The 22,340-nt window shown below is 49.5% G+C and carries 22 protein-coding genes; 11 read left to right on the top strand and 11 right to left on the bottom strand.

The features are described from left to right. Positions 1-76: 76 nt before the first annotated feature. Complete coding sequence (locus tag HUU10_05275) at positions 77-1,435, bottom strand: SpoIIE family protein phosphatase (GenBank protein NUQ81004.1); 1,359 nt, start codon at positions 1,433-1,435, stop codon at positions 77-79. Positions 1,436-1,477: 42 nt separating this feature from the next. Between HUU10_05275 and HUU10_05280 the strand changes: the two genes are divergently transcribed. From HUU10_05280 to HUU10_05305, 6 genes are read left to right on the top strand one after another with little or no spacing between them, the layout of a single operon-like run. Then, positions 1,478-3,940: a M1 family metallopeptidase gene (locus tag HUU10_05280; GenBank protein NUQ81005.1), complete on the top strand. Its 2,463-nt coding sequence runs from the start codon at positions 1,478-1,480 to the stop codon at positions 3,938-3,940. A gap of 52 nt (positions 3,941-3,992) precedes the next feature. Continuing rightward, positions 3,993-4,433 (top strand): ribonuclease HI, encoded by a 441-nt coding sequence (rnhA, locus tag HUU10_05285; protein ID NUQ81006.1) that lies wholly within the window; start codon positions 3,993-3,995, stop codon positions 4,431-4,433. After that, positions 4,372-5,346 (top strand): hypothetical protein, encoded by a 975-nt coding sequence (locus HUU10_05290; GenBank protein NUQ81007.1) that lies wholly within the window; start codon positions 4,372-4,374, stop codon positions 5,344-5,346. Before rnhA ends, HUU10_05290 begins: the two co-directional genes overlap by 62 nt. Continuing rightward, on the top strand, positions 5,343-6,251 hold the full coding sequence (locus tag HUU10_05295) for a 3-hydroxybutyryl-CoA dehydrogenase (GenBank protein NUQ81008.1): 909 nt from the start codon (positions 5,343-5,345) through the stop codon (positions 6,249-6,251). Before HUU10_05290 ends, HUU10_05295 begins: the two co-directional genes overlap by 4 nt. Before the next feature lie 60 nt (positions 6,252-6,311). Next, positions 6,312-6,518 (top strand): DUF2283 domain-containing protein, encoded by a 207-nt coding sequence (locus HUU10_05300; protein NUQ81009.1) that lies wholly within the window; start codon positions 6,312-6,314, stop codon positions 6,516-6,518. Between the two features lie 5 nt (positions 6,519-6,523). Continuing rightward, positions 6,524-7,732, top strand: a complete 1,209-nt coding sequence (locus HUU10_05305; GenBank protein NUQ81010.1) for an acetate kinase — start codon at positions 6,524-6,526, stop codon at positions 7,730-7,732. Here HUU10_05305 and HUU10_05310 read toward each other — a convergent pair. The 3 genes from HUU10_05310 to proB are packed head-to-tail and all read right to left on the bottom strand — an operon-like array spanning position 7,710 to position 10,586. Beyond that, on the bottom strand, positions 7,710-8,258 hold the full coding sequence (locus HUU10_05310; GenBank protein ID NUQ81011.1) for a GNAT family N-acetyltransferase: 549 nt from the start codon (positions 8,256-8,258) through the stop codon (positions 7,710-7,712). The genes HUU10_05305 and HUU10_05310 overlap by 23 nt on opposite strands. After that, complete coding sequence (locus tag HUU10_05315) at positions 8,255-9,523, bottom strand: glutamate-5-semialdehyde dehydrogenase (GenBank protein NUQ81012.1); 1,269 nt, start codon at positions 9,521-9,523, stop codon at positions 8,255-8,257. Before HUU10_05315 ends, HUU10_05310 begins: the two co-directional genes overlap by 4 nt. Beyond that, the gene (gene proB, locus HUU10_05320; GenBank protein NUQ81013.1) at positions 9,510-10,586 is read right to left on the bottom strand and encodes a glutamate 5-kinase; all 1,077 of its coding nucleotides are present in this window, start codon (positions 10,584-10,586) and stop codon (positions 9,510-9,512) included. The genes HUU10_05315 and proB overlap by 14 nt, the downstream gene beginning before the upstream one ends. Before the next feature lie 171 nt (positions 10,587-10,757). Here proB and HUU10_05325 point away from each other — a divergent pair, with 171 nt between their 5' ends. Further along, positions 10,758-11,408: an inorganic pyrophosphatase gene (locus tag HUU10_05325; GenBank protein NUQ81014.1), complete on the top strand. Its 651-nt coding sequence runs from the start codon at positions 10,758-10,760 to the stop codon at positions 11,406-11,408. Here the strand turns inward: HUU10_05325 and HUU10_05330 are convergent. After that, positions 11,405-12,727, bottom strand: coding sequence for a 2-oxoacid:acceptor oxidoreductase family protein (locus HUU10_05330; protein ID NUQ81015.1), 1,323 nt, complete (start codon positions 12,725-12,727; stop codon positions 11,405-11,407). The two genes, HUU10_05325 and HUU10_05330, sit on opposite strands and share 4 nt — an antisense overlap. Continuing rightward, a complete protein-coding gene (locus tag HUU10_05335) occupies positions 12,720-13,838 on the bottom strand; it encodes a pyruvate flavodoxin/ferredoxin oxidoreductase (GenBank protein ID NUQ81016.1) in 1,119 nt (372 codons plus the stop codon). Before HUU10_05335 ends, HUU10_05330 begins: the two co-directional genes overlap by 8 nt. Positions 13,839-14,001: 163 nt before the next feature. Here HUU10_05335 and HUU10_05340 point away from each other — a divergent pair, with 163 nt between their 5' ends. After that, complete coding sequence (locus HUU10_05340; GenBank protein NUQ81017.1) at positions 14,002-14,514, top strand: isoprenylcysteine carboxylmethyltransferase family protein; 513 nt, start codon at positions 14,002-14,004, stop codon at positions 14,512-14,514. A gap of 91 nt (positions 14,515-14,605) precedes the next feature. Here HUU10_05340 and HUU10_05345 read toward each other — a convergent pair whose 3' ends face one another. The 5 genes from HUU10_05345 to HUU10_05365 all read right to left on the bottom strand — a co-directional run bounded on the left by HUU10_05345 (position 14,606) and on the right by HUU10_05365 (position 19,787). Continuing rightward, a complete protein-coding gene (locus HUU10_05345; protein NUQ81018.1) occupies positions 14,606-15,034 on the bottom strand; it encodes a bacterioferritin in 429 nt (142 codons plus the stop codon). Positions 15,035-15,075: 41 nt separating this feature from the next. Next, positions 15,076-15,678: a recombination protein RecR gene (gene recR, locus HUU10_05350; protein ID NUQ81019.1), complete on the bottom strand. Its 603-nt coding sequence runs from the start codon at positions 15,676-15,678 to the stop codon at positions 15,076-15,078. Continuing rightward, on the bottom strand, positions 15,679-16,014 hold the full coding sequence (locus tag HUU10_05355; GenBank protein ID NUQ81020.1) for a YbaB/EbfC family nucleoid-associated protein: 336 nt from the start codon (positions 16,012-16,014) through the stop codon (positions 15,679-15,681). A gap of 14 nt (positions 16,015-16,028) precedes the next feature. Then, a complete protein-coding gene (dnaX, locus tag HUU10_05360) occupies positions 16,029-17,813 on the bottom strand; it encodes a DNA polymerase III subunit gamma/tau (protein NUQ81021.1) in 1,785 nt (594 codons plus the stop codon). A gap of 90 nt (positions 17,814-17,903) precedes the next feature. Then, positions 17,904-19,787 carry a GAF domain-containing sensor histidine kinase gene (locus HUU10_05365; GenBank protein ID NUQ81022.1) on the bottom strand — a complete coding sequence of 628 codons (1,884 nt, stop codon included), beginning with the start codon at positions 19,785-19,787 and terminating at the stop codon, positions 17,904-17,906. A gap of 106 nt (positions 19,788-19,893) precedes the next feature. On the opposite strand from HUU10_05365, the gene HUU10_05370 reads away from it, so the two are divergent. Genes HUU10_05370 through HUU10_05380 form a run of 3 tightly spaced genes read left to right on the top strand, consistent with a single transcriptional unit; the run spans position 19,894 to position 22,339 of the window. After that, positions 19,894-21,234, top strand: coding sequence for a DNA recombination protein RmuC (locus tag HUU10_05370; protein NUQ81023.1), 1,341 nt, complete (start codon positions 19,894-19,896; stop codon positions 21,232-21,234). Next, positions 21,231-21,578, top strand: a complete 348-nt coding sequence (locus HUU10_05375) for an MmcQ/YjbR family DNA-binding protein (protein NUQ81024.1) — start codon at positions 21,231-21,233, stop codon at positions 21,576-21,578. The genes HUU10_05370 and HUU10_05375 overlap by 4 nt, the downstream gene beginning before the upstream one ends. Beyond that, positions 21,578-22,339, top strand: coding sequence for a hypothetical protein (locus HUU10_05380; GenBank protein ID NUQ81025.1), 762 nt, complete (start codon positions 21,578-21,580; stop codon positions 22,337-22,339). Before HUU10_05375 ends, HUU10_05380 begins: the two co-directional genes overlap by 1 nt. The last annotated feature ends 1 nt before the right edge of the window (position 22,340 follow it).

Genomic DNA, 22,340 nt, shown 5'->3' on the forward strand with positions numbered 1-22,340 from the left:
ACCTTTTCTAAAGGTAGGAGTCAGTCGGTTTGTTCACAAGACCCGGTTGTCGCTTTACTCAGAGGCAGAAAATATTTCAGGACTTCCTGATGATCAGAATGGCCCGGTCATCATCGGCAGGTTTATCACCGGTAAAGCGGTCAATTTCGTTAAACAAACCGGTGACCAATTCACCGGGTGTCATGGCAGAACTTGTAAGGAGGTAAGTGCCCAATCGTTCCTCGCCGTACAAGTCGTCATCTTCATTGAAATTTTCGGTGATTCCGTCGGTAAACAAGGCGATCTGCCCGCCGGGTTCAAGAGTGATGGAATGCTCCTCATATTGAATTCCGCGCATGAGACCCAGAGGAGGTCCGGAAGCGGGAAAAATACAGGAAGCCGTGTCTGGAGTGACATAAACCGGAGATGGGTGTCCGGCATTCACCCATCTGAGTTCATTGGTTGCCGGATTCAGCATAGCTGCAAAAAAGGTGATATACATGCCCGAGGCTGCATTCCGGTGGATCTGATGGTTAAGGCGGTAAGCCAGCAGTGCCAGGTTTCCAAGATCATGCAGACGGCTTTCAATAGCAGCGTGCAAGGTTGAAACCAGCAGGGCAGCAGGAATCCCATGACCACTCACATCTGCAATCACCAACAGAAAAGATCCGTTTTCCAGAGGAAAAACCTGCAGGTAGTCGCCCCCGACTTCATTGCAGGCCTGGTAGTGGTAGAGCAGAGAGTATCCCTGAATGGATGGAAGGTGGCGGGGTAACAATTGCTGTTGAATATCACGTGCAATATTTAATTCTTTCCGGAGCGAGGCCACCCGGAGGTTTTCTTCATGCAGCATGGCATTGGCAATGGCAACGGCGGAAATACTGCCCAGTAATCCGGCAAAATCGGCATCTTCCCGGGTAAAGGGTCCATTGTATTTATTGATCAGCTGAAGTACAGCCACCTGTTTTCCCTGACTGTTTCTGACCGGGAGAACCAACATGGACCGGGAGCGATAGCCGGTTCTTTTATCATTTTCAGAATTAAACCGCGGATCCTGATAAGCGTCTTCCAGAATAATCGTTTCACCGGTTTGTGCCACTGTACCGGCCAGCCCTTTTCCGAAAGGGAGTCGTATCTCGGTCATTTCTTCACCGGTAACGATCCTGGACCAGATTTCTTTACGGTCTTCATCCATCAGATAAAAGGTTCCACGGTCCACCCCCAGAGTATCGAGAATGTAGCGGAGGTTTTTGCTCAGTATTCCCGATAAATCGAGAGTGGAATTCAGAAAAAGGGCAGCTTCTGATAAAGCATTGAACCTGGCCTGAAGTCCGGGACGTTTGCTCATAAGGTATTTAAAAAGGGTGGTGGTGAAGAAACCATGCAAAGATAGGTAACCGCTGGTAACGGATGTTGCTGTTTCCTTAAAAAAGTCCGGTCCTTTTAAGAAGGTCATGCTGTATTTTTACAGATCAGACACAACAGACCGGAATTGGAAATGACCTCCACTGCACTTCGCCCACGGATCCGCCCTTTTTTCCCCATTTTTTTACTTTTCCTCTTTCCGTTTTTCTTTTCTGACGCACCTGCTCAATCCCTCTTCCGGGAAGGAGTATCTCCATATCCTGAGGATCGTAACACCGACGTTCTTCATTACCGCATTGAACTGGATATGAAACTGGAGAAGCAGGGGGCCGATGGGGTGACCACCATAAAAACCCGGTTTTTATCCTCTGGCGATTCAATTGTTTGGTTTCATGCGGCCGGACTGTCCATCTCCTCGGTCAGGCAGGATGGTAAAGAAGTCCGGTTCGTGCAGGAGAACGAAAAAATAATACTGAATCTTACCGGAAAAACAATTCGCGGCAAACAGTCCAGTTTCGTCATCCGGTATTCATTTTCATACCCTGAACGCGGCATGTATTTCCGGTTTAAAACATCAGACACCCCCTGGCGGAAAACGCAGGTCTGGACACAGGGAGAAGATGCCGATAACCGATTCTGGTTCCCCTGTTATGATTTTCCAAACGATAAAGCGACCTCAGAGATTCTGGTCACAGTTCCGGATTCGCTGAAAGCCCTCAGCAACGGAAAACTGATGTCGAAGACACCAGTAAAAAAACGTCAGGCTACCACCTGGCATTACCGGCTTGATCAGCCTCATTCCACCTATCTGATCATGCTGGCCATCGGTGATTATTCGGTGGTTTCGGCAAAGGCTGGAAAAATCCCCTTGTCTTATTGGCTGTATCCGGACCGGATTGAAGATGGCAAGCGAGGGTTTTCATATACTGCAGATATGATGAAAGCCTTTGAACAGTTCACCGACATGCCTTATCCCTGGGGATCGTATTCTCAGGTGGTGATTCAGGATTTTATGTATGGCGGAATGGAAAATACCGGGGCCACGACCATGAACGATGAGTCGATCAACCTGGACCGGTTTGATTTGCTTGATCAGCAACCGGAAGGACTCGTTGCTCATGAATTGATTCATCAATGGTTTGGTAATGTGGTCACTCCGCGAGATTGGACCCATCTCTGGCTGAATGAATCGTTTGCCACCTATTTCGAAACCTGGTATTACCGTCAGAAAGGCTGGCTGGAAAAAGCGGAAACCGATCTGTTTTACAACCAGCTTTCCGGGATGTATTCCGACCGGCAGCTGGGAAGAAAGCCCATTGTCAGTGAACAATCCTATGTGAACAACCTGTATCCGCGGGGAGGGGCAATCCTGTACTCGCTTGAATATGTGCTGGGACAGGAGGCATTCAGGGAGGCACTGAGGTATTATCTTGAAAAACATGCTTTCCAGCCGGTGATTACCTCAGACCTGGTCATGGCTATCGAGGAAAGCACGGGCAAAAATCTGGATTGGTTTTTTGATCAATGGATTTACAAAGCCGGGTATCCGGAGTATCAGGTGGTGATGGATACGTTAACCAGGCCAGGCTTCCTTTCCATCCGTGTGATTCAGGAACAGGAGCAGGATTCCCTGACCGGCCTGTTCAGAATGCCGCTCGACTTTGAGATTGAGGACCAGAAGGGAGCAAAAACGGTCCGGGTTGAAAACTTCACCGCTGACACCACCTATTTTTTTCCTGTCAGCAATCCAAAGAATGTCCGGTTGGATCCCGGAAATGCCATCATGAAAATGGTCACCACACAAAAGCCATTTGATTGGTGGATTTATCAGATCGGGAAGGCTGGCGATCTGGCCGGACAGGTTGAATCAATGGTTGCTTTACAGGACAGTCTGCACCGGACCGATGTTCAGCATTACTTCAGGCAAATTCTGATGAAAAGCCGGTATTCACTCTGCCGTGAAGAAGCCATCGGTTTTCTTGCCTCTTCCACGGAAATTCCGTCTGGTGATTTGCTGCAATCCGGACTAAAGGACCAGTCGGCTGATGTCAGACGCATTGCAGCTGCATTTGTCTCGCGTCTGCCAGATAAAAAACAGGCATGGGACTTGGCTCATCACCATTTTCTGGCGGATTCCTCCTTTGCCGTCCGGCGGACCGCTGCTTCGGCGCTTGCTGATCTGGATTCGCTTAAAGCATTGACCGCATTTAAAACCTGGATCAGAAGCCATCCCGATGAGCACAGGCTGGTTCCGGTGCTGTTGCAGAAAATCGGCTCATATGGTGTGTCACGGGACTTTTCGTTTCTTGAACCGTTTGCAAAACCGCCCCATCACCGGTCGATCCGCGATGCAGCTTTTTCTGCCATGAAAAGGACCGACCCGAAAAACCCGAACCTTCAGTCTCTCTGGATCAGGACCGTCCGATCGGACCCGGATGAGATCCTGAGACAATACCTGCTTTCAGATGCCTCATCCTTCCGGTCTGCTGAGTTGGAAACTTTATTGGGAGATCTGGCCAGAAATGAAAAAATCCATTCCGTAGCCCGCGAAGCAAAGTTGCAATTGCTCCGGATGGGACTGTCGGTAAACCGGTGATTCTCCTGTTGCGTTTTGTTTTTAACAGGCGGTTTCCGGACTTTTGCATCCGATGAAACCAGAAGTGATTATTTATACAGACGGGGCCTGCAGCGGAAACCCGGGACCTGGCGGGTGGGGAGCCATCTTACGGTTTGGTGAGCACCTGAAAGAATTGACCGGATCGGAAGCCAGGACCACCAATAACCGGATGGAACTGACGGCGGTTATCCGATCACTTCAGGCTTTGAAATTTCCATGCAGGGTTAAACTGCATTCGGATAGTGCCTATGTCATCAATGCGTTCCAGCAGGGATGGATTGATGGCTGGATGGCGCGTAACTGGAAGAAAGCCGATCGTTCACCTGTTGAAAACCGTGATTTATGGGAAGAACTGCTTGTTGCCATGGATGATCATGACATAGAGTGGATAAAAGTTAAAGGACACAGCAATGATACGTGGAATAACCGTGCCGATAAACTGGCAACCGGCGCGATTCGCAAGGCTGGCTAACCTGCTGCTTGTATCGTCGCTGCTGGCACTTTTTGTTGGTTGTGATGATAAGAAAAGCGAACCGGTTCCCGTCACCAATCCTGATCTGACCGTGCTTTCGGGCCTGAAGGAGTTACCTTCCGGGGCCATTGCCGTTTGCTGGTGGGATCTGGCTGAAACGAGAAAACAAACTGCCTTTTCCTCCTTCAGAACGGCCGTTTCTGAAGGATCTGATTCAAAGAAGAGCAACGATGGTCTGATGCCGTTTTTTGAGGCGGCTGGGATTGATGTGCTGACCGATATGAACCGGATGGTGGGTGGTGCATGGCTCGCCCCCGATTCAAGCACCGATCTGTTGTTCATTTTCAGAGGGGATTTTGATCAGAAACGACTTGCAAACCTGATGGAATCGCGTGAATCAGGCTGGAAAAAAATTCCGAATGGCGATTGGTGGTTTCAGGCGGAAGCCGGGGAAAAACTGAAGTTGACCAATCAGCCCGATTTTGATGTACTCTATGATGGAAAAGGGGACTATGACATTCCCTTTGATACCTTCGATGGGGTTCCCGTCCGGAATCAGGGATTTATCTGGATACGCGATTTCGGCGATCGTTCCTGGACCATGAATCAGTCTGGTGGTAGTCAGGTGACGGTGGACGGACAGGGATTCAAAGGATTATATGGAGCCTGGTACCTGAACGACCAGATCAATGCGGATTCCCGTCTCATTTTGAACGAGGATGAATCACCGATGCTGGCCAAGTTTATTCTTTCCTCTGCCATCAATCTGATTTCGCTGAAGTCTATCATTCTCAATGAAGAATCTGTTTCCAGTTTTATAGATATCCAGACCGACCAAAACACATTGTTATTTACCATCCGTATTCCTGCACGGTCGCTGGACCGATTGATGAATCAGGAGAGTCAACCATGATCAAGTCACTAGATGAACTAAAGCCGAAGTCTGCTGCTGAATCGACTCAATTTATTCCATGGATTGCCGTCATTGGTGGTGGTATCATGGGAAGAGGAATTGCTCAGACGGCTGCCTCGAACGGAATTGAAGTGACTCTGGTCGAGAAAAATGAAACGCTGGCCGAAAAGGCTCTCCGAACCCTTGAAACCAGCATGAATAAGGAAATTGAACGCTGGTCACTCACTGTCGGAGAGAAAAAATCCATATTGGCCCGCATTAAACCTTCTTCCAAAATGGAAGACATACACGATTGTCCCATTGTAATCGAGGCCATCAATGAGGATTTCGGGTTAAAGAAGCGGTTATTTCATCTGCTGGATAAAAACTGCCAGTCCTCGGCCATTTTTATCAGCAACACTTCAACATTGAACCTTAGTAAACTGGCAGAGGAAACTCAGCGGCCTGACCGGGTAATCGGTATTCACTTTCTGAATCCGGTACCCAAAATCCCGCTTGTCGAGCTGATCAGGGCAACCGGCACCAGTGAGGATACCGTTGTCAAGGTGAGAAATTTCGCCGAAAAACAACTGGGCAAGCGTGTGGTCGAGGTGTTCGAATATCCCGGATTTGTCACCACCCGCGTGGTGATTCCCATGATGAATGAAGCCATGCACGTGTACAGCGAGGGAATAGCCACGGCAGAGGGTATCGATACAGCGTTAAAGTTGGGTTACGGATTTCAGACTGGTCCGCTTGCCATGGCCGATATGATGGGGCTCGATGATGTGCTCATGTGGGCCGAACAACTCTGGCAACAGCTTGGTGAACCCAAATTCAGACCGGCGCCAATCCTGAGAAGAATGGTCAGGGAAGGAAAACTTGGCGTGAAATCGGGTGAAGGTTTTTTCAAATATTCCGATTGAGGATCTTTTGTGAAATGGTGCATAACGCATTTTGGGACAGAACTTTTAAGAGGGAATTTGATGGAAGTAAAATATTTTGATGATTCCGACACCTTGTTTATTCAGTTTAACCAGAAACAAATTTCCGAGACCCGGGAATTAAATGAAATTACGTATGTAGATTTTGATCATGAAGGTATTGTTGTTTCCATTACCGTTGAGCATGCCATGAAATCTATCAATCTCAACGATTTTTCATTTCGGAAAATTACCAAACTAGTATCCTGAAAGACATTATGCTCATATTGACTCTGAATTGCGGTTCCTCCTCCATTAAGTATCAGGTGATTGAACCCGAAAAAGAAACCACACGTGCCAAAGGATCGGTTGAGCGGATCGGGATGTCGGGAGCCATCCTTTCCAACCAGCGGGATGATGGTGACAATATCAAGGTAACCGGCGAAATCCTGGATCATATTCAGGCTCTGGAATACATTCTCGGGGTGCTTCTCAGTAAAAATCACGGGATCATCAGCAGCCTGGAAGAAATTTCTGCAATTGGTCATCGGGTTGTTCATGGTGGTGAAACATTTAACCAGTCGGTCCTGATCACTCAGCAGGTTTATAACCAAATCAAGGACTGCATCGAATTGGCTCCGCTTCACAATCCGGCCAATCTGAAAGGGATCGATGCCTGCATGAGAAATCTGCCGGGAAAACCCCAGGTGGCTGTATTCGATACCGCTTTCCATCAGACCATTCCTGAAAAGGCATTTCTGTATGGTCTTCCTTATGTGATTTATAAGAAGCACAAACTGAGACGGTATGGATTTCACGGTACTTCACACTTTTATGTGAGTACTCGATTATATGAAATTTCCGGTCTGACCATCCGGGCTTCAAAAGTCATCACGGTTCACCTGGGGAATGGGTGCTCCATGGCCGCGGTGGATAACGGACATTCCATCGATACCAGCATGGGTTTCACCCCGCTCGAGGGACTTCTCATGGGCACCAGAAGTGGTGATCTGGATGCCTCGGCCATTTTGTATATCATGGGCAAGGAAGAACTGACCCTGAATTCGGCCAATACTCTGCTGAACAAACATTCAGGCCTGATGGGTATTTCTGGTGTTTCTTCAGACATGCGTGAAATCATCCAGGAAATGGAATTGGGAGATAAGAAAGCCCGTGCCGCTTTCGAGGTGTTCTGTTACCGTGTGAAAAAATACATCGGTGCGTATGCTGCTGCTCTGGGAGGACTCGATGCCGTCGTCTTTACCGGCGGAATCGGGGAAAACTCCACCCACGTGCGGGAGCATGTTCTGGAAGATCTCAGCTTCATGGGAATTAAACTTGATAAATCCCTGAATCTGGACGGACCGAAAGAAAGACGGATTTCTTCAGAGGATTCCCGAGTTCAGGTCTGGGTCATTCCCACCAATGAGGAATTGGTGATTGCCCGTGATACCCGCCGGATTATGGCCGAGCAGGTGGTGTAACTATCGAAAGCCGGTACACCGGGTCCCGTTCGATCGTATCACCAAACTGGTAGTCAGAAAATCCGCACCATTCAAAACCGGCCTTCCGGTAAAACCGGATGGCCCGTTCATTTCCTTCCCAGACTTTCAGCCACATCACATCACATTTCTTCTGCCGTGCTATCCGGATGGCCTTTTCAAGCAATAACTGGCCGATTCCACGGCCATAGGAATCGGGGAGCGTATAAATCCGGTTCAGTTCACAGGGCGACTCTGCCTGCACACACTCACAGGTTGAGCCGAAAACCACCCGGCCATACCCGACCATCCGGTTTCCGTTGAAAGCCAGAATGGTCACCTCATCCGGATTAGACAATTGAGAGTGGATAACCGGCTCAGTCAGGTTTTTGCGGATATGCTGATCAATGATTTCCGGTTGAGTGGTGGATTCATAGGCAGCGCGAAAGGCCACGGAAGCCAGGTTTGCAAGGCCTTCTGCATCGTCCGGACTGGCCAGCCTGAGTTGAATTGTCTGACCGGAGGTCATGCGCGGATCTGCCCGGTTCCCTGAATGACCCACTGATAACTGGTCAGTTCGCGCAGCGCCATGGGTCCGCGGGCATGGAGTTTCTGGGTGGAAATTCCGATTTCGGCACCGAGACCAAATTCACCGCCGTCGGTAAAAGCAGTCGATGCATTCACATATACCACGGCAGCATCCACCCCTTCAATAAACCGGTTTGCTGCTTCCTGGTCGGCGGTGAGAACTGCTTCACTGTGACGCGAGCTGAACCGGGCAATGTGATCCAGCGCCTCATCCAGCGTGGCAACTGTTTTTACGGCCAGTTTGTAGTCGAGAAATTCGACACCAAAATCGCTCTCTGCCGCTGGAATCAGCTGGCCGCTGTATAACCCGTTTAAAGCTGAATAGGAGTCTTCATCTGCGTACACGGTGACCTGATGCTTTTTGCCAAGTTCTTCAAGCAGGTAGGGCAATTCATGAACCACTGACCGGTGAATGATCAGGGTATCCAGCGCATTGCACACCGATACCCGCCGGGCTTTTGCATTGGTGATTACCCGCCGGGCCATGTCACGGTCCAGTGCGGCATCCACATAGGTGTGAACAATGCCGGCACCAGTCTCAATTACCGGGATCCGTGCTTCCTTCCGGACGGCATCGATCAGTCCCTGGCTTCCGCGGGGAATGACCACATCAATCAGGCCGACTGCATTCAGAATAACAGGTAAGGATTCCCGGTCGGCAGGCGCCAGATAGCAGACATCTTCCAATCCGGCGGTTCTCAGCACTTTCTGAATCAGGCTATGAATAAACTGGTTGCTGTCCCATGCATCACGACTGCCCTTCAGAACGGAGGCATTTCCCGATTTCAGACAAAGTGCAAACACATCAATGGTGACATTCGGCCGGCTTTCGAAGATGATTCCAATGACCCCGAGGGGTACCGATTTCCTGATCAGTTTCAGGTTGTTAGGAAGGTAACGGTCTTCAAGAATCTGGTTTAACGGACTGGGAAGCGAAGCAACCTTTCGCAAATCGGCCGACATTCCTGCTATCCGTTTCTCGTTCAGAAGCAGGCGGTCATATTTCGGATTGGAAGGATCCATCCGTGCCAGATCAAGTTTATTGGCAGCGATCAGATTCTGTGTTTCCTGGTCAAGCAGATCTGCCAGTTCAAGGATCAGGCGGTTAATTCCGTCGTCACTCAGGCGGGTTAACAACCGGCTTGCCTGTTTGACCCTGCTCAACTGCTCAAGAATGGTTTTTTCGGTGGAGTTACTCATGGTCATCATCCAGAAACAAATAATCGTAGTGAATCACCGGCTTTTTTCCTGATTGACCCATCCAGTCACGCAGTTTATCCGATCCATACTGAGCCTTCCCGACACCCACTGGCTCGGAAGCAGGACCCAGAATACGGATCAGATCCCCGCGGTTAAAATCATTCACAATATCGGTAACACCAACTGGTAAGAGGCTTCTTACCTGGGTCCGGTCGCGAAGGGCAGACAAGGCCCCGTGGTTTATGCGGATGGCCGGTTTTGCTTCGGCCTGAAAGGCAAGCCACTTTTTGACTCCGGATGCTGCAGATTCAGCAACCAGTCGGGTTCCCCGTGATTTTCCGGTTACCAGATCGGTTAGTACACCGGGTTGCTTGCCATTGGCGATGGTCACCGGAATTCCCATTCTGGCCGATTTAAGAGCAATCCGGTATTTTGTTTGCATTCCGCCCCGGCCAAAGGAGGATTTGGTGGGAGTTACAATGGTCAGTTTCTTTTCACCGGCTCTTATTTCGGGAATCTGCTCAGAGCCGGGTTCACCAGGCTGACCGGTAAAAATACCATCCACGTTGGTCAGAAGAACCAGATGGCTGGCATTCATCATACCTGCAATCAGACCAGCCAATTCATCATTGTCGGTAAACATCAGTTCACTTACCGAAATCACATCGTTTTCATTAACGATGGGGATGATTTCATCGCGCAACAAGGCCTGAAAACAGTTCTTCATATTCAGATAGTGGTTTCGGTCCCTGAAATCTTCCCGTGTGGCGAGAACCTGTCCGCAAAAAAGGTGGTATTGCGAAAACAATTCGGCCCATCGGTTCATCAGACGCACCTGACCAACAGCGGCAAAAAGCTGCCGCTGAATGACCGGATTGGTTTCGGTGATATGCCGCAGAGCTGCACGACCAGAGCCGACAGCCCCGGAACTGACCAGAATGACCTGATTTCCTGCTTTCTTCAACTGGCTGATCTGGTCAACAAGCTGAGACATGGTGGTGATATCGGGACTTCCATCGGCACGTGAAACCACGTTGGTACCGACTTTGACAACAAAAAGTGAGGCCATAATGAATAAAATTTCACTAAAATTGCGGATTTATAACCAAAATATCCAATATGGATACCGGAACGAATCGGATGTTAACCGGGCGGATGGTGCGAAAGAAGAAGGTTGTTACGATATTCGGTGAAGATTATTGAGGAAAAAATGAAAAAACGAGATCCGATCTGGAAACTGATGGGACATTTATATAAGCAACATCCATGGCACGGTGTCCAGATTGGTGAGAAGGCTCCTGATGTGGTTGAAACCTACATTGAGATTGTTCCAACCGATACGATCAAGTATGAATTGGATAAGAAGACAGGTTATTTACGGGTGGACCGGCCCCAGCTTTTCTCGAACATATGTCCCACGCTGTATGGATTTATTCCGCAGACGTATTGCGACAAGCATGTGGCGGACTATTGCATGGAACGAACAGGCAGGGAAGGCATTCATGGTGACGGAGATCCGCTTGATATCTGTGTGCTGACAGAAAAGGAAATCACGCACGGCGATATCTTTCTTCAATCTATCCCGATCGGAGGCTTCCGGATGATTGATGGAGAGGAAGCGGATGACAAAATCATTGCGGTCCTCAAAGGGGATGCCGTATACGGGGTCTGGGATGAAATCTCGGATGTTCCGCAGGGAATCGTGGAGCGGTTACGGCATTATTTTCTGACGTACAAATCCATTCCGGGAGAAACGCCGCGAAAAAAGGTGGAGATCACCCATGTGTATGACCGTGAAGAAGCCCATGAGGTCATCAGACGGTCTCAGCAGGATTATCACGACAAATTTGGTGATCTGGAGGACCTGCTGACCGGCGCCCTCCGAAGTTAAACGGTCTTCCCGAGAGAAATTCCAGCCCTGAATGCTTTCAGGGAGGTTTCCAGCCAGGCTGCCTTCTGATTTAAGGCGATGGCGGTTTCAATGGCCTCTTCAGATAGCCAACCGGTTTTTGCCGCCAGAACCCCTGCAGCGACCAGTCCCAGTGAATTCCGGTCAATGGGTTTTGCGGTTGCTTCGAGCGGAAGCCTTAAAACCGTTGCTCCCGTCTGAAAGTCAGGCAACCCGGTTTCTGCAATCACCAATGATCCCGGTTTCATGGCCTGTATCAGCTTCAGGTCTTTTTTTAGTCCATCCACCGACAGCACGATAGCCGCATCGGGTGCCGTCATACCGGTATACCAGATGGATGATGGACTGATGATCACTTCGGCAGAAGAATAGCCGGTTTTCACGGTGATGGGGTAGTCATCTTTCTGGGTTGCTTCTGCACCGGAAAGAATGGCCGCCTGACTCAGAATCGAGGCCGTGCTTCTGATTTTCTGTCCGGCCCCACCGGTTACCAGCACCTCGGTTTGTCTGGAAACCAGACATGGAAATCGAGGTGAAAGGTCAATTGGGTTTTTCTCTTTTTTCGTGCTGACGGGTGTTTGCCTGACTGGGAGTGGTAACCGGTCTTTTCGTTCGAATCCGATCCCCATGGGCAGATGATGGGCATCCGAGATGTCCTGCATGGCTTTTTTATCCAGATCGTTCCGTGGACTGTAATAGGCGGTGCAGAATTCCCAGATATCGAGGATCGAGAAACCGGGATGACGGATGGCTTTAGCCATCAGGGAGGGCAGTTCGCGGTCAAATGTCGTGGTTCTTGCACCAAAGGCTCCGCCGCATAAACCAGCAAGTCCGATGATATCCAGCGGAAATTCCTGGTTTCCTCCCGATGTGGTAACGGTTAATCCCCCTGTCGGAGTGGTAACCGAATGTTCGCCGCCGGTCATACCGAAATTGAAATTATTAAACACCATCACGGTGATATCGATGTTTCGCCGGGCGGCGCTGATCAGATGAGCCCCGCCGATTCCGCATCCGCCATCACCCATCAGAACGATGACATCCAGTTCCGGATTTGCCAGTTTGATTCCGGTGGCATAGGTAACCGACCGGCCATGGAGTCCGTGAAAGGCATGAACATTGAAGTACTGATCGGATAGGCCCACACAGCCGATATCGGTTACCAGCACCGTTTTTAACGGATCGGCTCCCATCTGTTGAAACGCCTTATCCAGATGAGTCAGGTTGGTGGTGTGACCACATCCCGGACAGAAGGGAATCCGGGCATCCGGGATCATGTAAGAGGTTGGAAGTTCAGACATGAGACACCTCCCGGAGAGCATTCAGAATCAGTGAAGGGTGGATCAGTTCAGAGTTGACCTGCGTGATCGGAATGATTTCCTGCCCGGGTCTGGCCAACATCTTCAGCTCCCGAGCATATTGTTCCTGATTCATTTCTGGTACCCAGATTTTGTCAGCGTGCTTCATATAATGGGAAAGCAGGGTTTCCGGGACCGGCCACAAGGTCTTCAGGATCAGCAATCCAAGATCTGAATCTCCAGCCTCCTGCCAGGCCTGACGCGCTGACCGGGCAACCACCCCATAGCAAACAATCAGGTTCCTTGGCACTTCAGGTCCATGGTATTCGTAAAATGTGCAGGTTTTTTCATCCAGTTTGGTCATCAGATGCTGATGAAGGCTGGCAAGGATCGCCGGAGATTTTGTCAGTTGTCCCGATTCATCATGGCTGCTGCCGGTAAACCGGGTGAGGAAGGGACTTCCGACTGGTTGGGGCGGAACGGGATGATCGTTGGAATAGCTGACCATTTTTCCGTTTCCTGAAGCCGGGATTGATTCTTTCACTGAAGGAGCCGTTAGCGTGGTCATCCGGTTCCGGTCGACTTTGACGCGGGTCTGTGCCAATTCCTTTGAGGACATAATGAAAACCGGTGTCCGGAACTGCCAGGCAAGACGAAAGGCTTCCCGGGTGAGCTGGTAGCAATCTTCTACCGAGGAAGGGGAGAGTGCAATGACCGGGTAGCCACCGCTGGTTATCCACCTTACAAACTGGATATCTCCGCTTGCATCCTTGGTTGCCGATCCGGTTGCAGGTCCCAGCCTTTGAACGTCAACAATGACAAGAGGGACTTCTCCCATAATGGCAAGACCAATATTTTCAGAGTACAAACTCATTCCCGGACCGCTGGTGGCAGTCAGTGCCTTCTTTCCTGACATGGCAGCACCAATGCAGAAACCAATGGAGGCAATTTCATCCTCACCCTGAATCGCCACACCGCCACGATCGGGCAATTGGCTCATCATGGAGAGTAATATCGGGGTGGCAGGGGTAATGGGATACCCGGCAAAAAAATCACAGCCGGCATCCAATGCACCCTGAACAACTGCATCGTTCCCATCAAGAAAATCGATCATGGTTCACTTCCTTTCAGGTTATGAAGATACAAGGCATCCGATCCTTTTTGGGTTAAATGTTTATTAGCAACCTTCATAACCAGTCAACAGTCCGTCCATGGTGGATATTAGTTGAAAAACCGTCTAAATTAAGATCCGGTTGTCTGAATCGTCTGGAGGAAACATGTTCCGCTGGGTTGCAGGTTATTTGGTTGGTCTGCTCATCTTCGGGGTCCTTTTTCCGGCTTTGCTGATTGCGGCAGGGAAGCTTTATCCGGTTCCGTTGTTCTTTTTTCCGGCGATGGGTCAGTTGATTGCCCTTATGCTGTTTGTGCCGGGTCTGGTATTTGTTTTCTGGTCCAATCTGGATCTGGTTAAATACGGAAAAGGCGGTCCGGCCGATTTTTCTGGTTGGTCGATCAGTCCCCGAACCATCCATCTGGTGGTTAAGGGATCCTACCGATACACCCGGAATCCGATGGTTTTTGGGATATCGGGAATTTACCTGGCCATCTGTACCTGGATGAACAGCGCGATTGCGGCCGGCATCTGGATTCTTTTTCTGATTCTGGTGGCCCTTTACATCAAATGGGTCGAAGAACCGCGATTAATCAGGGATTTCGGTGATTCATACCGGCAATACCGCTGCCGGGTACCAATGTTGTTTCCATTTGCCTATTTCTACCCGAAACTATAAAAAAAAAGGCTGACCAGTGGTGTGGTCAGCCTTTGCAGCAAACGTTCTGTTAAACGTCTGCAAGCTACTCGTATTTGTATCAGAATTATGCTTATCCCTGAAAGCGGGCTACATCACCGGGTTTCCTGAGCATTTTGTCCACTTCACCAATGTGGCGTTCTTCCTGCTCAATCATCTTACGGGCGTATTCTTCAAGCATGACATGCTCATCCTTCACGAGTTCTAGCAAATCATAATAATATTTCAGAGCCTTCCGTTCATGATAAAGCGCTTCACGAAGAATATCTCCTATATCATGTTTGTGGGTTTCGGTGAGTTCCCCGATTCCAAGTGACGGATGCTCACCGAAATGGGTGATCAGCTCTCCGGCTTCGTAAGCATGTTCCATGGATTCGGCCGCCTGGTCCTTCATCCATTTGACAATCGGTATGCGGCTGTAGCCAAATACCATCATCGAGTAATGTGAATAATTGATGACGCCGGCCAGTTCTGTTTCCAGAATCTGGTTAAGGACACCCATGACTTTGTCTTTGTTTTTCAGTTCCACAAGAGCTCCGCTGGTTAAAGTTTGATCCGTCCCTCCAGGGCACGGCTTAGAGTGGCTTCATCAGAAAATTCCAGGTCACCACCAACCGGAATTCCACGGGCGAGCCGGGTGACAATAAGACCGGGGAAATTTTTCATCAGTCTTGACAGGTAAAGTGTGGTCGCTTCTCCTTCCACATCTGGATTCATGGCCAGAATGATTTCCATGTCATCGCTTTTCTGGATTCTGTCGAGCAATGACCGGATGTTGAGTTGCTCCGGTGTGATTCCATCCAGAGGAGAAATGGAACCTCCCAGAACATGATACACACCCTGGAAGTCATTGGTCTTCTCGATGGCGATGACATCGGTTGGTTCTTCAACCACACAGATCTGATTTGGGTTCCTGCGGGGTGACAGACAAATTCGGCAGGTTTCATCATCGGTGATATTTCCGCAGATGCTGCATTGTTTCACTTTTTCCTTAACGGCAAGAAGCGAGCCGGCCAGAAGATCGACTTCCTCCCGGGGTTGCTTCATCACGTGGTAGGCCAGCCGCTGTGCCGTTTTCCTTCCGATTCCGGGCAATTTTGACAGCTCATGAACCAGCGAGTCGAGGTGATCGGAAAGCCGGATCATTCAAAAAAACTTATCCATTCCCGGAATATTGGGGAGCATGCCTGCATAGGCTTTTTTCATTTCATCGTTGCCAAGCTTTCCAGACTCTTCCACCGCTTTGTTAACAGCAGCCACTATCAGGTCTTCCAGCATTTCCTTATCGTTATCGGCCAAGAGTTGCGGATCAATGGCCACAGAAAGAATCCGCTGACGACCATTGGCAGTCACTTTCACCATTCCGCCGCCTGACTCACAGGTAATGGTTTTATTCTCAAGTTCGGCCTGTATTTTCTCGGCTTTTTGCTGCATGGCCTGCATCTGCTTCATCATTCCGGCCATGCCACCTTTATTCATCATCATATAAGCGTCCTTTAAATGGGTTCAGCGTTAAAACGATCAACGATTTTCTTAAACAACGGGTTCGATTTTTTCAGTTCTTCAAACACCACAGCCGGATCATCCTGCATGAAAGGGGCTGTTTCCTCATTGGTCAGGTCGGCACGAACGGCCGGATGAAAACCATAAAAAGCAGAAATGAGATCAGAAATTTCCATCCCATGGCGTTCGATCTGATTTTTTTCGAATGAGCGGTAGACCTTCAGGGTAACCAAAGACCCTTCAACCGATTCCGGATTGGCATGTTCAAGCACAGAGGCCAGGGCAATTTTCTGCTCCTGGCGAATTTTGTCAAGAAAGGCTGGCCAGCGTTCCATGAATTCGGCAAGGGACGGACTTTTCTGCGTAGCGGGCCGGGTCGTTTCCGGTTGTGCAGATGCCGGTACAGGTGCCGTTGAACGCGACCCTCTGAGGTCCGGAAAGCTGGGTTTCTGACCTTTAGAAGGTGACTGGTAAAGAAAGGGTTGAGCAGGCCCAGCGGCCGGAGTTTCGGTTTTAACCGGAGTGATCACAGGAATCTGATCGGGGGGCGGAACCGGAATCGGCATGACCTGGGTGGCCTGCTCCGGAACCCGATAAGTCACGGAAGGTTCACTCTGACGGTTGGCAAGAGATTGTTCAAGTAGTTTTTCGGCCCGGCTCAGCTGTTTTAACACGTCCTGAACCGTTACAGTTTGCTCCATGGTGCAGAGCTTTGACAGCAGCAATTCAACCCGCAATCGCTGATTGGAGGCATTTTTGAGAATGGGTTCGGTTTCGGCCGTCAGATTTAATTGTCTGATCAGATCCATGTAATGAAAATGACTGGCGGTCCGGATGTACCGTTCCCGGAAACCATCCGAGATATCGAGCAGGCCGGCATCACCGGTTGTGACCACGACCATCAGATTCCTTATGTGTTCGGCCAATCCCTGAACAAAATCGTGCAGATCATAACCACGGGCAGTCAGTTCATTAATAAACTGCAGGGCAGCTTTCACATCTCTGGCCAGAATGAAATCGGTGGTCTGAAAAAACAGTTCCTGCTCAACCACATTCAGAATCCGGCTTATTTCGGAACCGGTCAGCGTTTTTCCGAAAAAGGCCACCAGCTGATCCAGAATAGAAAGGGCATCGCGCATGGCACCATCGGCCTTGCGTGCAATAATCAGCAGGCTGTTGTCGTCGGCAGTAATTCCTTCCTGTGATATGATGAATTTCAGCCGGTCGATGATTTCGGTGGTTGTGATACGCCGGAAATCGAACCGCTGACATCTGGAAAGGATGGTGGCCGGAACTTTGTGGATTTCAGTGGTGGCAAAGATAAAGACCGCGTATCCCGGTGGTTCTTCCAGTGTTTTCAGCAGTGCATTGAATGCACCGATGGAAAGCATGTGGACTTCATCGATGATGTAGGTTTTGTACTGTCCTTTTTGCGGCGGATACCGGAGGGCATCACGGATATCGCGGACGTTATCGACCCCATTGTTCGATGCACCATCGATTTCGAACAGATCGATAAACCGTCCATTCCGGATATCATTGCAATTGTCACAGGTGTTGCAGGGATCGCCACCAACCGGAGCCTGACAGTTCAGCGCCTTGGCAAAAATTCTGGCGGCAGTGGTTTTTCCCACTCCACGCGGACCCGAGAAGATGTAGGAGTGCCCGATGCGTTTTTTTAAAATCGCATTCTTCAGAGTGGTACCTACATGGCTCTGGGCCACCACATCAGCAAAGGTATCCGGGCGCCACTTTCTGGCCGACGCCTGAAACTCCATGAATCCTCCGGGAAAAGTGACAAAGTTACCGAACCGGGGTCCGGTATTCAAAGATCAGAGTTGGGGAACTGCCCGGTTTAAAACCAGGATTTACAGAAAGGGATTCAGATTGGCCTGACTGACCGGCAGATGGATGGTGAAAAGAGATCCGGTTTCAGGTGCGGGTTGATACTTCAGGACGCCATTTAACCGTTGGACCATGTTGTACGCCACGAAAAGTCCCATACCAATATTTCCCTTCTGCTCATTGGTGGTGTAGAAGGCTTCAAAGATCCGGGGGGCCACTGTGGCAGGAATACCGGGTCCGTTATCACGAATGGTAATCGTCACGTAATCTTCGTTTCCATTTACCGAAATCCAAACCTGTCCATCCGGGTCGGGAATCGCCTGAACAGAATTTCTGAGGATGTTGGTCAGCACTATATGAAGCATGTCGGCGTTTGATTCGAGGCTGGTGCCGCCAGTGAACTGAACCTGGACTGGTAATTTTCGGCCAAGGTCTTTTTCGAGAGACTGAACCGACATGTCAGTCACCAGTTTCAGATCAACTTGCTGAAGGGTGCTTTCAATCAGAAGCGAGAACGACATGAGGGACCGGACAATACCGGTGATTTTGGCTGCCCCTTTTTCAATGATGACCGACAAAACCTCAATTTCATCGCTGATCTCGGCCAGATTGGTGCCCTTGGCATAATCAATCAGGCGTAAGATCACTTCCTTCAGGTCCTGAAGGTGATCCGGAAACGGGAGATTCGCTATTTCATTCCGATTGATCACTTTCAGCGAAGCGAGTACCGAGATGATGTGACTTACTTCGGAAACATCGGTTCTCAGTGGCTGTATGCTGTTTGAAATATAATTGATCGGGTTATTCACCTCATGAGCGATCCCAGAAACCAATGAAACCAGACTGTTGAATTTCTCACTCAGTGTCTGGGCGGTCCGTTGAAACTGCTCCTGCAGGTTGCTGAATAGTTGCTTGTTTTCGAAAGCTACCGCAGCCTGTGACCCGAATGATTCGCTGATTTCCTTATCAAAATCGGAAAAGGGAATGACCACTTTCTCGGTGATTTCCGGACTGGTTAGTGCCACACCCGGTATACTTTTCTTATTAATCAGCTGCAGCACACCAATGATTTCGCGACGGTGGTTCTTAAGCGGAACCACCAGCATAGATTTGGTGCGGTATCCCGATTTCTGATCGAAAGACCGGTTAAATGAAAAGGGAAGGTCCTTACCGATCTGATAAACGTCATTGAATTCAAGTGTTTCGCCATTCAGGGCACAGTAACCAGCCAGGCTGGTCGGCGTGATATCCATGACCTGGTTCTGAATGGGATCGGTTCCGATCGAGTAGTTCTTGGTGTAAATAAACCGCATCTGTTTATTTTTTGAACTGACTTTGACCGGTAAATCAACTTTTTCCTTGGTCTCGAGAAAATACAGGGTTCCCGAGTCGGCATCGGTCAGTTCCAGAGCTACCCGAAGGATGGAATCGAGTACATTCTCGATATTCTGTTCGGTTGAGAGCGCAATGGCAATCTTATTCAACCGCCTCAGGTGCGTTTTGACTTCGTCGAATTCGTATCGTTTCTCGTAGTAACGAAGAATTTTCGTTAACGAAATCTGAAGAGCCTTAGGGGACACCGTCGAATCAACAATGTCAGAAACAATTCCCCTGTCGAGTGCATGAACCAGATTTTCGGACAGAATCTTAGAATCATCGACAATTAGCCAATAGTAGTGCTCAAAATTTGGCAGGGAGGAAACAATGGCCTCATCGAACAGCGATTTGTCCGAAACGATAACAACCGGCTGGTTGGGAGGAATCGGGGCCAGCAACTCTTTCAGCAACTGAATGGTTGGTTGAGTGATCCGCTCCAGTGAGATGGGAATCGGGAAATTGGCAATAGCCGACAGCGGAAGTCCTTCCGTATCGAGTATATGAAGCCGGTAATCCCTGATTCTTGTCATAGTCTATCCGTTAAATTTAAGGAAACTTCCCGAGGATATGCAATACGGACTGGTTTTTAATGGACCGAAGACTGAAATTTACCGGCATGAATCCCAAAGGAGTGGTATGGATCTGATTGGTCTTTTGGCCGGTTTTTTTGCCGGAGTGGTAGCTGGTGCGTTGTTGATCTGGTTCATTCAGAAAAGGGAACAGCAACGGTTAACCGGATTGTGGCAGGAAAGCAGGGAGCAGGCAGTCCGGTCGGAGCAACAGACCCTTGCTGCAGAACAGCAAGCCAACCGCTGGAAAACCGAGGCCGAATCTGCCCGGCAGACCATTCTCGATCTGACGGCCGCTGCAGGGTCCCTGCGCGCAGAAAAAGAAGCGCTCATGGCCGAAAAGGCCAACTGGCAGACCCAGGTTCAGGGTATGCAGCAGCAATTGCAGGAGCAGTTTGAACTGATCAGTCACCGGGTGCTTCAGCGGACTTCCCAGGCCTTTTCGGAAACCAGTCAAGAGCGGATGTCGGCGGTCCTGACTCCCCTGAAGGAAAAAATCGAACAGTTCGAAAAGAAAGTCAGTGACAACTCGGTTCAGAGTGAAAGCAGTATCCGGGTGCTTCAGCAGCAGATTAAAGATTTGGGTGAACTGAACAAAAAAATCAGCACCGATGCCGAAAACCTCACTCTGGCCTTGAAGGGTGATAAAAAAATGCAGGGTAACTGGGGAGAATTTCAACTCGAAACCCTGCTTGAAAAGGCCGGGCTGGAGAAGGGAATTCACTTTCAGACACAGGTATCTGCCGTTAATGAGGATGGAAACCGTCAACAGCCCGATGTGGTAATTCTGCTCCCGGATAACAAACATCTGATCATTGATTCAAAGGTATCTCTGGTCGCCTACACCAATTGGTATCAGGCCGAAACGGATGCGGATCGTGAACGATTTCTGCGGGATCATCTGGCCGCTATCCGGTCTCACATAAGGTTATTAAGTGATAAAAAATACGATCAGCTCGATGGATTAAATACGCCAGATTATGTGATGATGTTTATCCCGGTGGAACCTGCCTTTTCACTTGCGGTTCAGTCCGAGTCGGGACTGTATCTGCAGGCGCTCGAGAAAAACATTGTGCTCGTAACCACTTCAACCCTGCTGGCCACTCTCCGGACCGTTGCCAGCATCTGGAAACAGGAAAATCAGCGCCGGAATGTGCAGGAAATTGCCGATGAGGCTGGAAAGCTGTATGACAAGTTTCACGGATTCATGGAAGATTTCACACAGATCGGGGACCGGTTGGGCTCGACAAAAAAATCCTTTGATCAGGCCATGAATAAACTGTCTGAAGGGTCGGGGAATATTCTCGGACGGTTCGAGAAAATGAAAAAACTGGGTGCACGTGCGTCGAAGCAACTGGACCGAACCCTCCTGGATGCTGCCAAAGATGTGCCTGGAGAGACCTCATGACACTCGATTCGCTGAGGATGTACTGTCTGGGACTTCCCGGGGTTACCGAAGACCTGCCTTTTGATGAGGACACCCTTGCCTTCCGCATTGGGGGTAAGATTTTTCTTCTGACCAGTCTGACCGAAACCACCACAATGAATGTAAAATGTGACCCTGAGCGAGCCATTGAACTGAGGGAAACCTGGCCGGAAGAGGTGATTCCTGGGTATCACATGAATAAGAAACACTGGAATACGGTTTCTTTAACCGGACGGTTGAATGATGATTTTCTGAAGGACCAGATTCTGCACTCCTATCAGTTGGTGAAAGGACCGGCCGGGAAAAAGAGGACTTCTTCGCGCTGATGACTGATTTTCTTGAGGCTGTGAATCTGGCTGCCCATCAGCTGACCATTTTTCTGGTGATTCCTGCACTGGCCGGACTTTTTATCTACCTGATGGAAGTTTGGATCTCGGGACGGCTGATGACAGCTTTTGGTGAAAAGGCGATCTGGCTGACTGCTTTAACCGGAACCCCGGTTCATGAATTTGCCCATGCAGCCGCCTGTGTGCTTTTTCGCTGCAGAATCAAGGAAATCAAATGGCTGACTTTCGACCCTGACTCTCATGTGCTGGGCTATGTCACCTATCAGCATCAACCGATGAATCCGTTTCACTGGATCGGAAGACTCGTTATCGGTTTTGCTCCGCTGCTGGTTGGATTTACGATTATCGGAATCCTGTTTTACCTGTTGCCCGCCTCTGCCACCACAGATAAATGGTGGATGGTACCGGTCGAAAAAACCCTTTCTCTGGTTTCCGGCCTTGTCGTCTGGACCTGGTGGCAGTGGTTATTGGCATGGGTCCTTCTGGGAATCGTGGTTCACATGGCCCCCAGTCTTCAGGATCTGAAAGGAATCTGGGCCGGATTGATTCTGATCATCGTTCTTCTGGTCCTGATTAACTGGGCCGGAAAGGTCTGGTCTTTTTCCTTGCCATCTGTCCGTCCGGTGATTCCGATAATGATTCAGATTACCGGATTTGGAATCCTGATCTCGGCAGGATATGCCCTGGTCATCACTCTGCTTACCGCTCCGATCATCCGGATCAGAACAGGACATTGGTAAT

The organism is Bacteroidota bacterium (assembly GCA_013360915.1).
Lineage (GTDB): Bacteria > Bacteroidota > JABWAT01 > JABWAT01 > JABWAT01 > JABWAT01.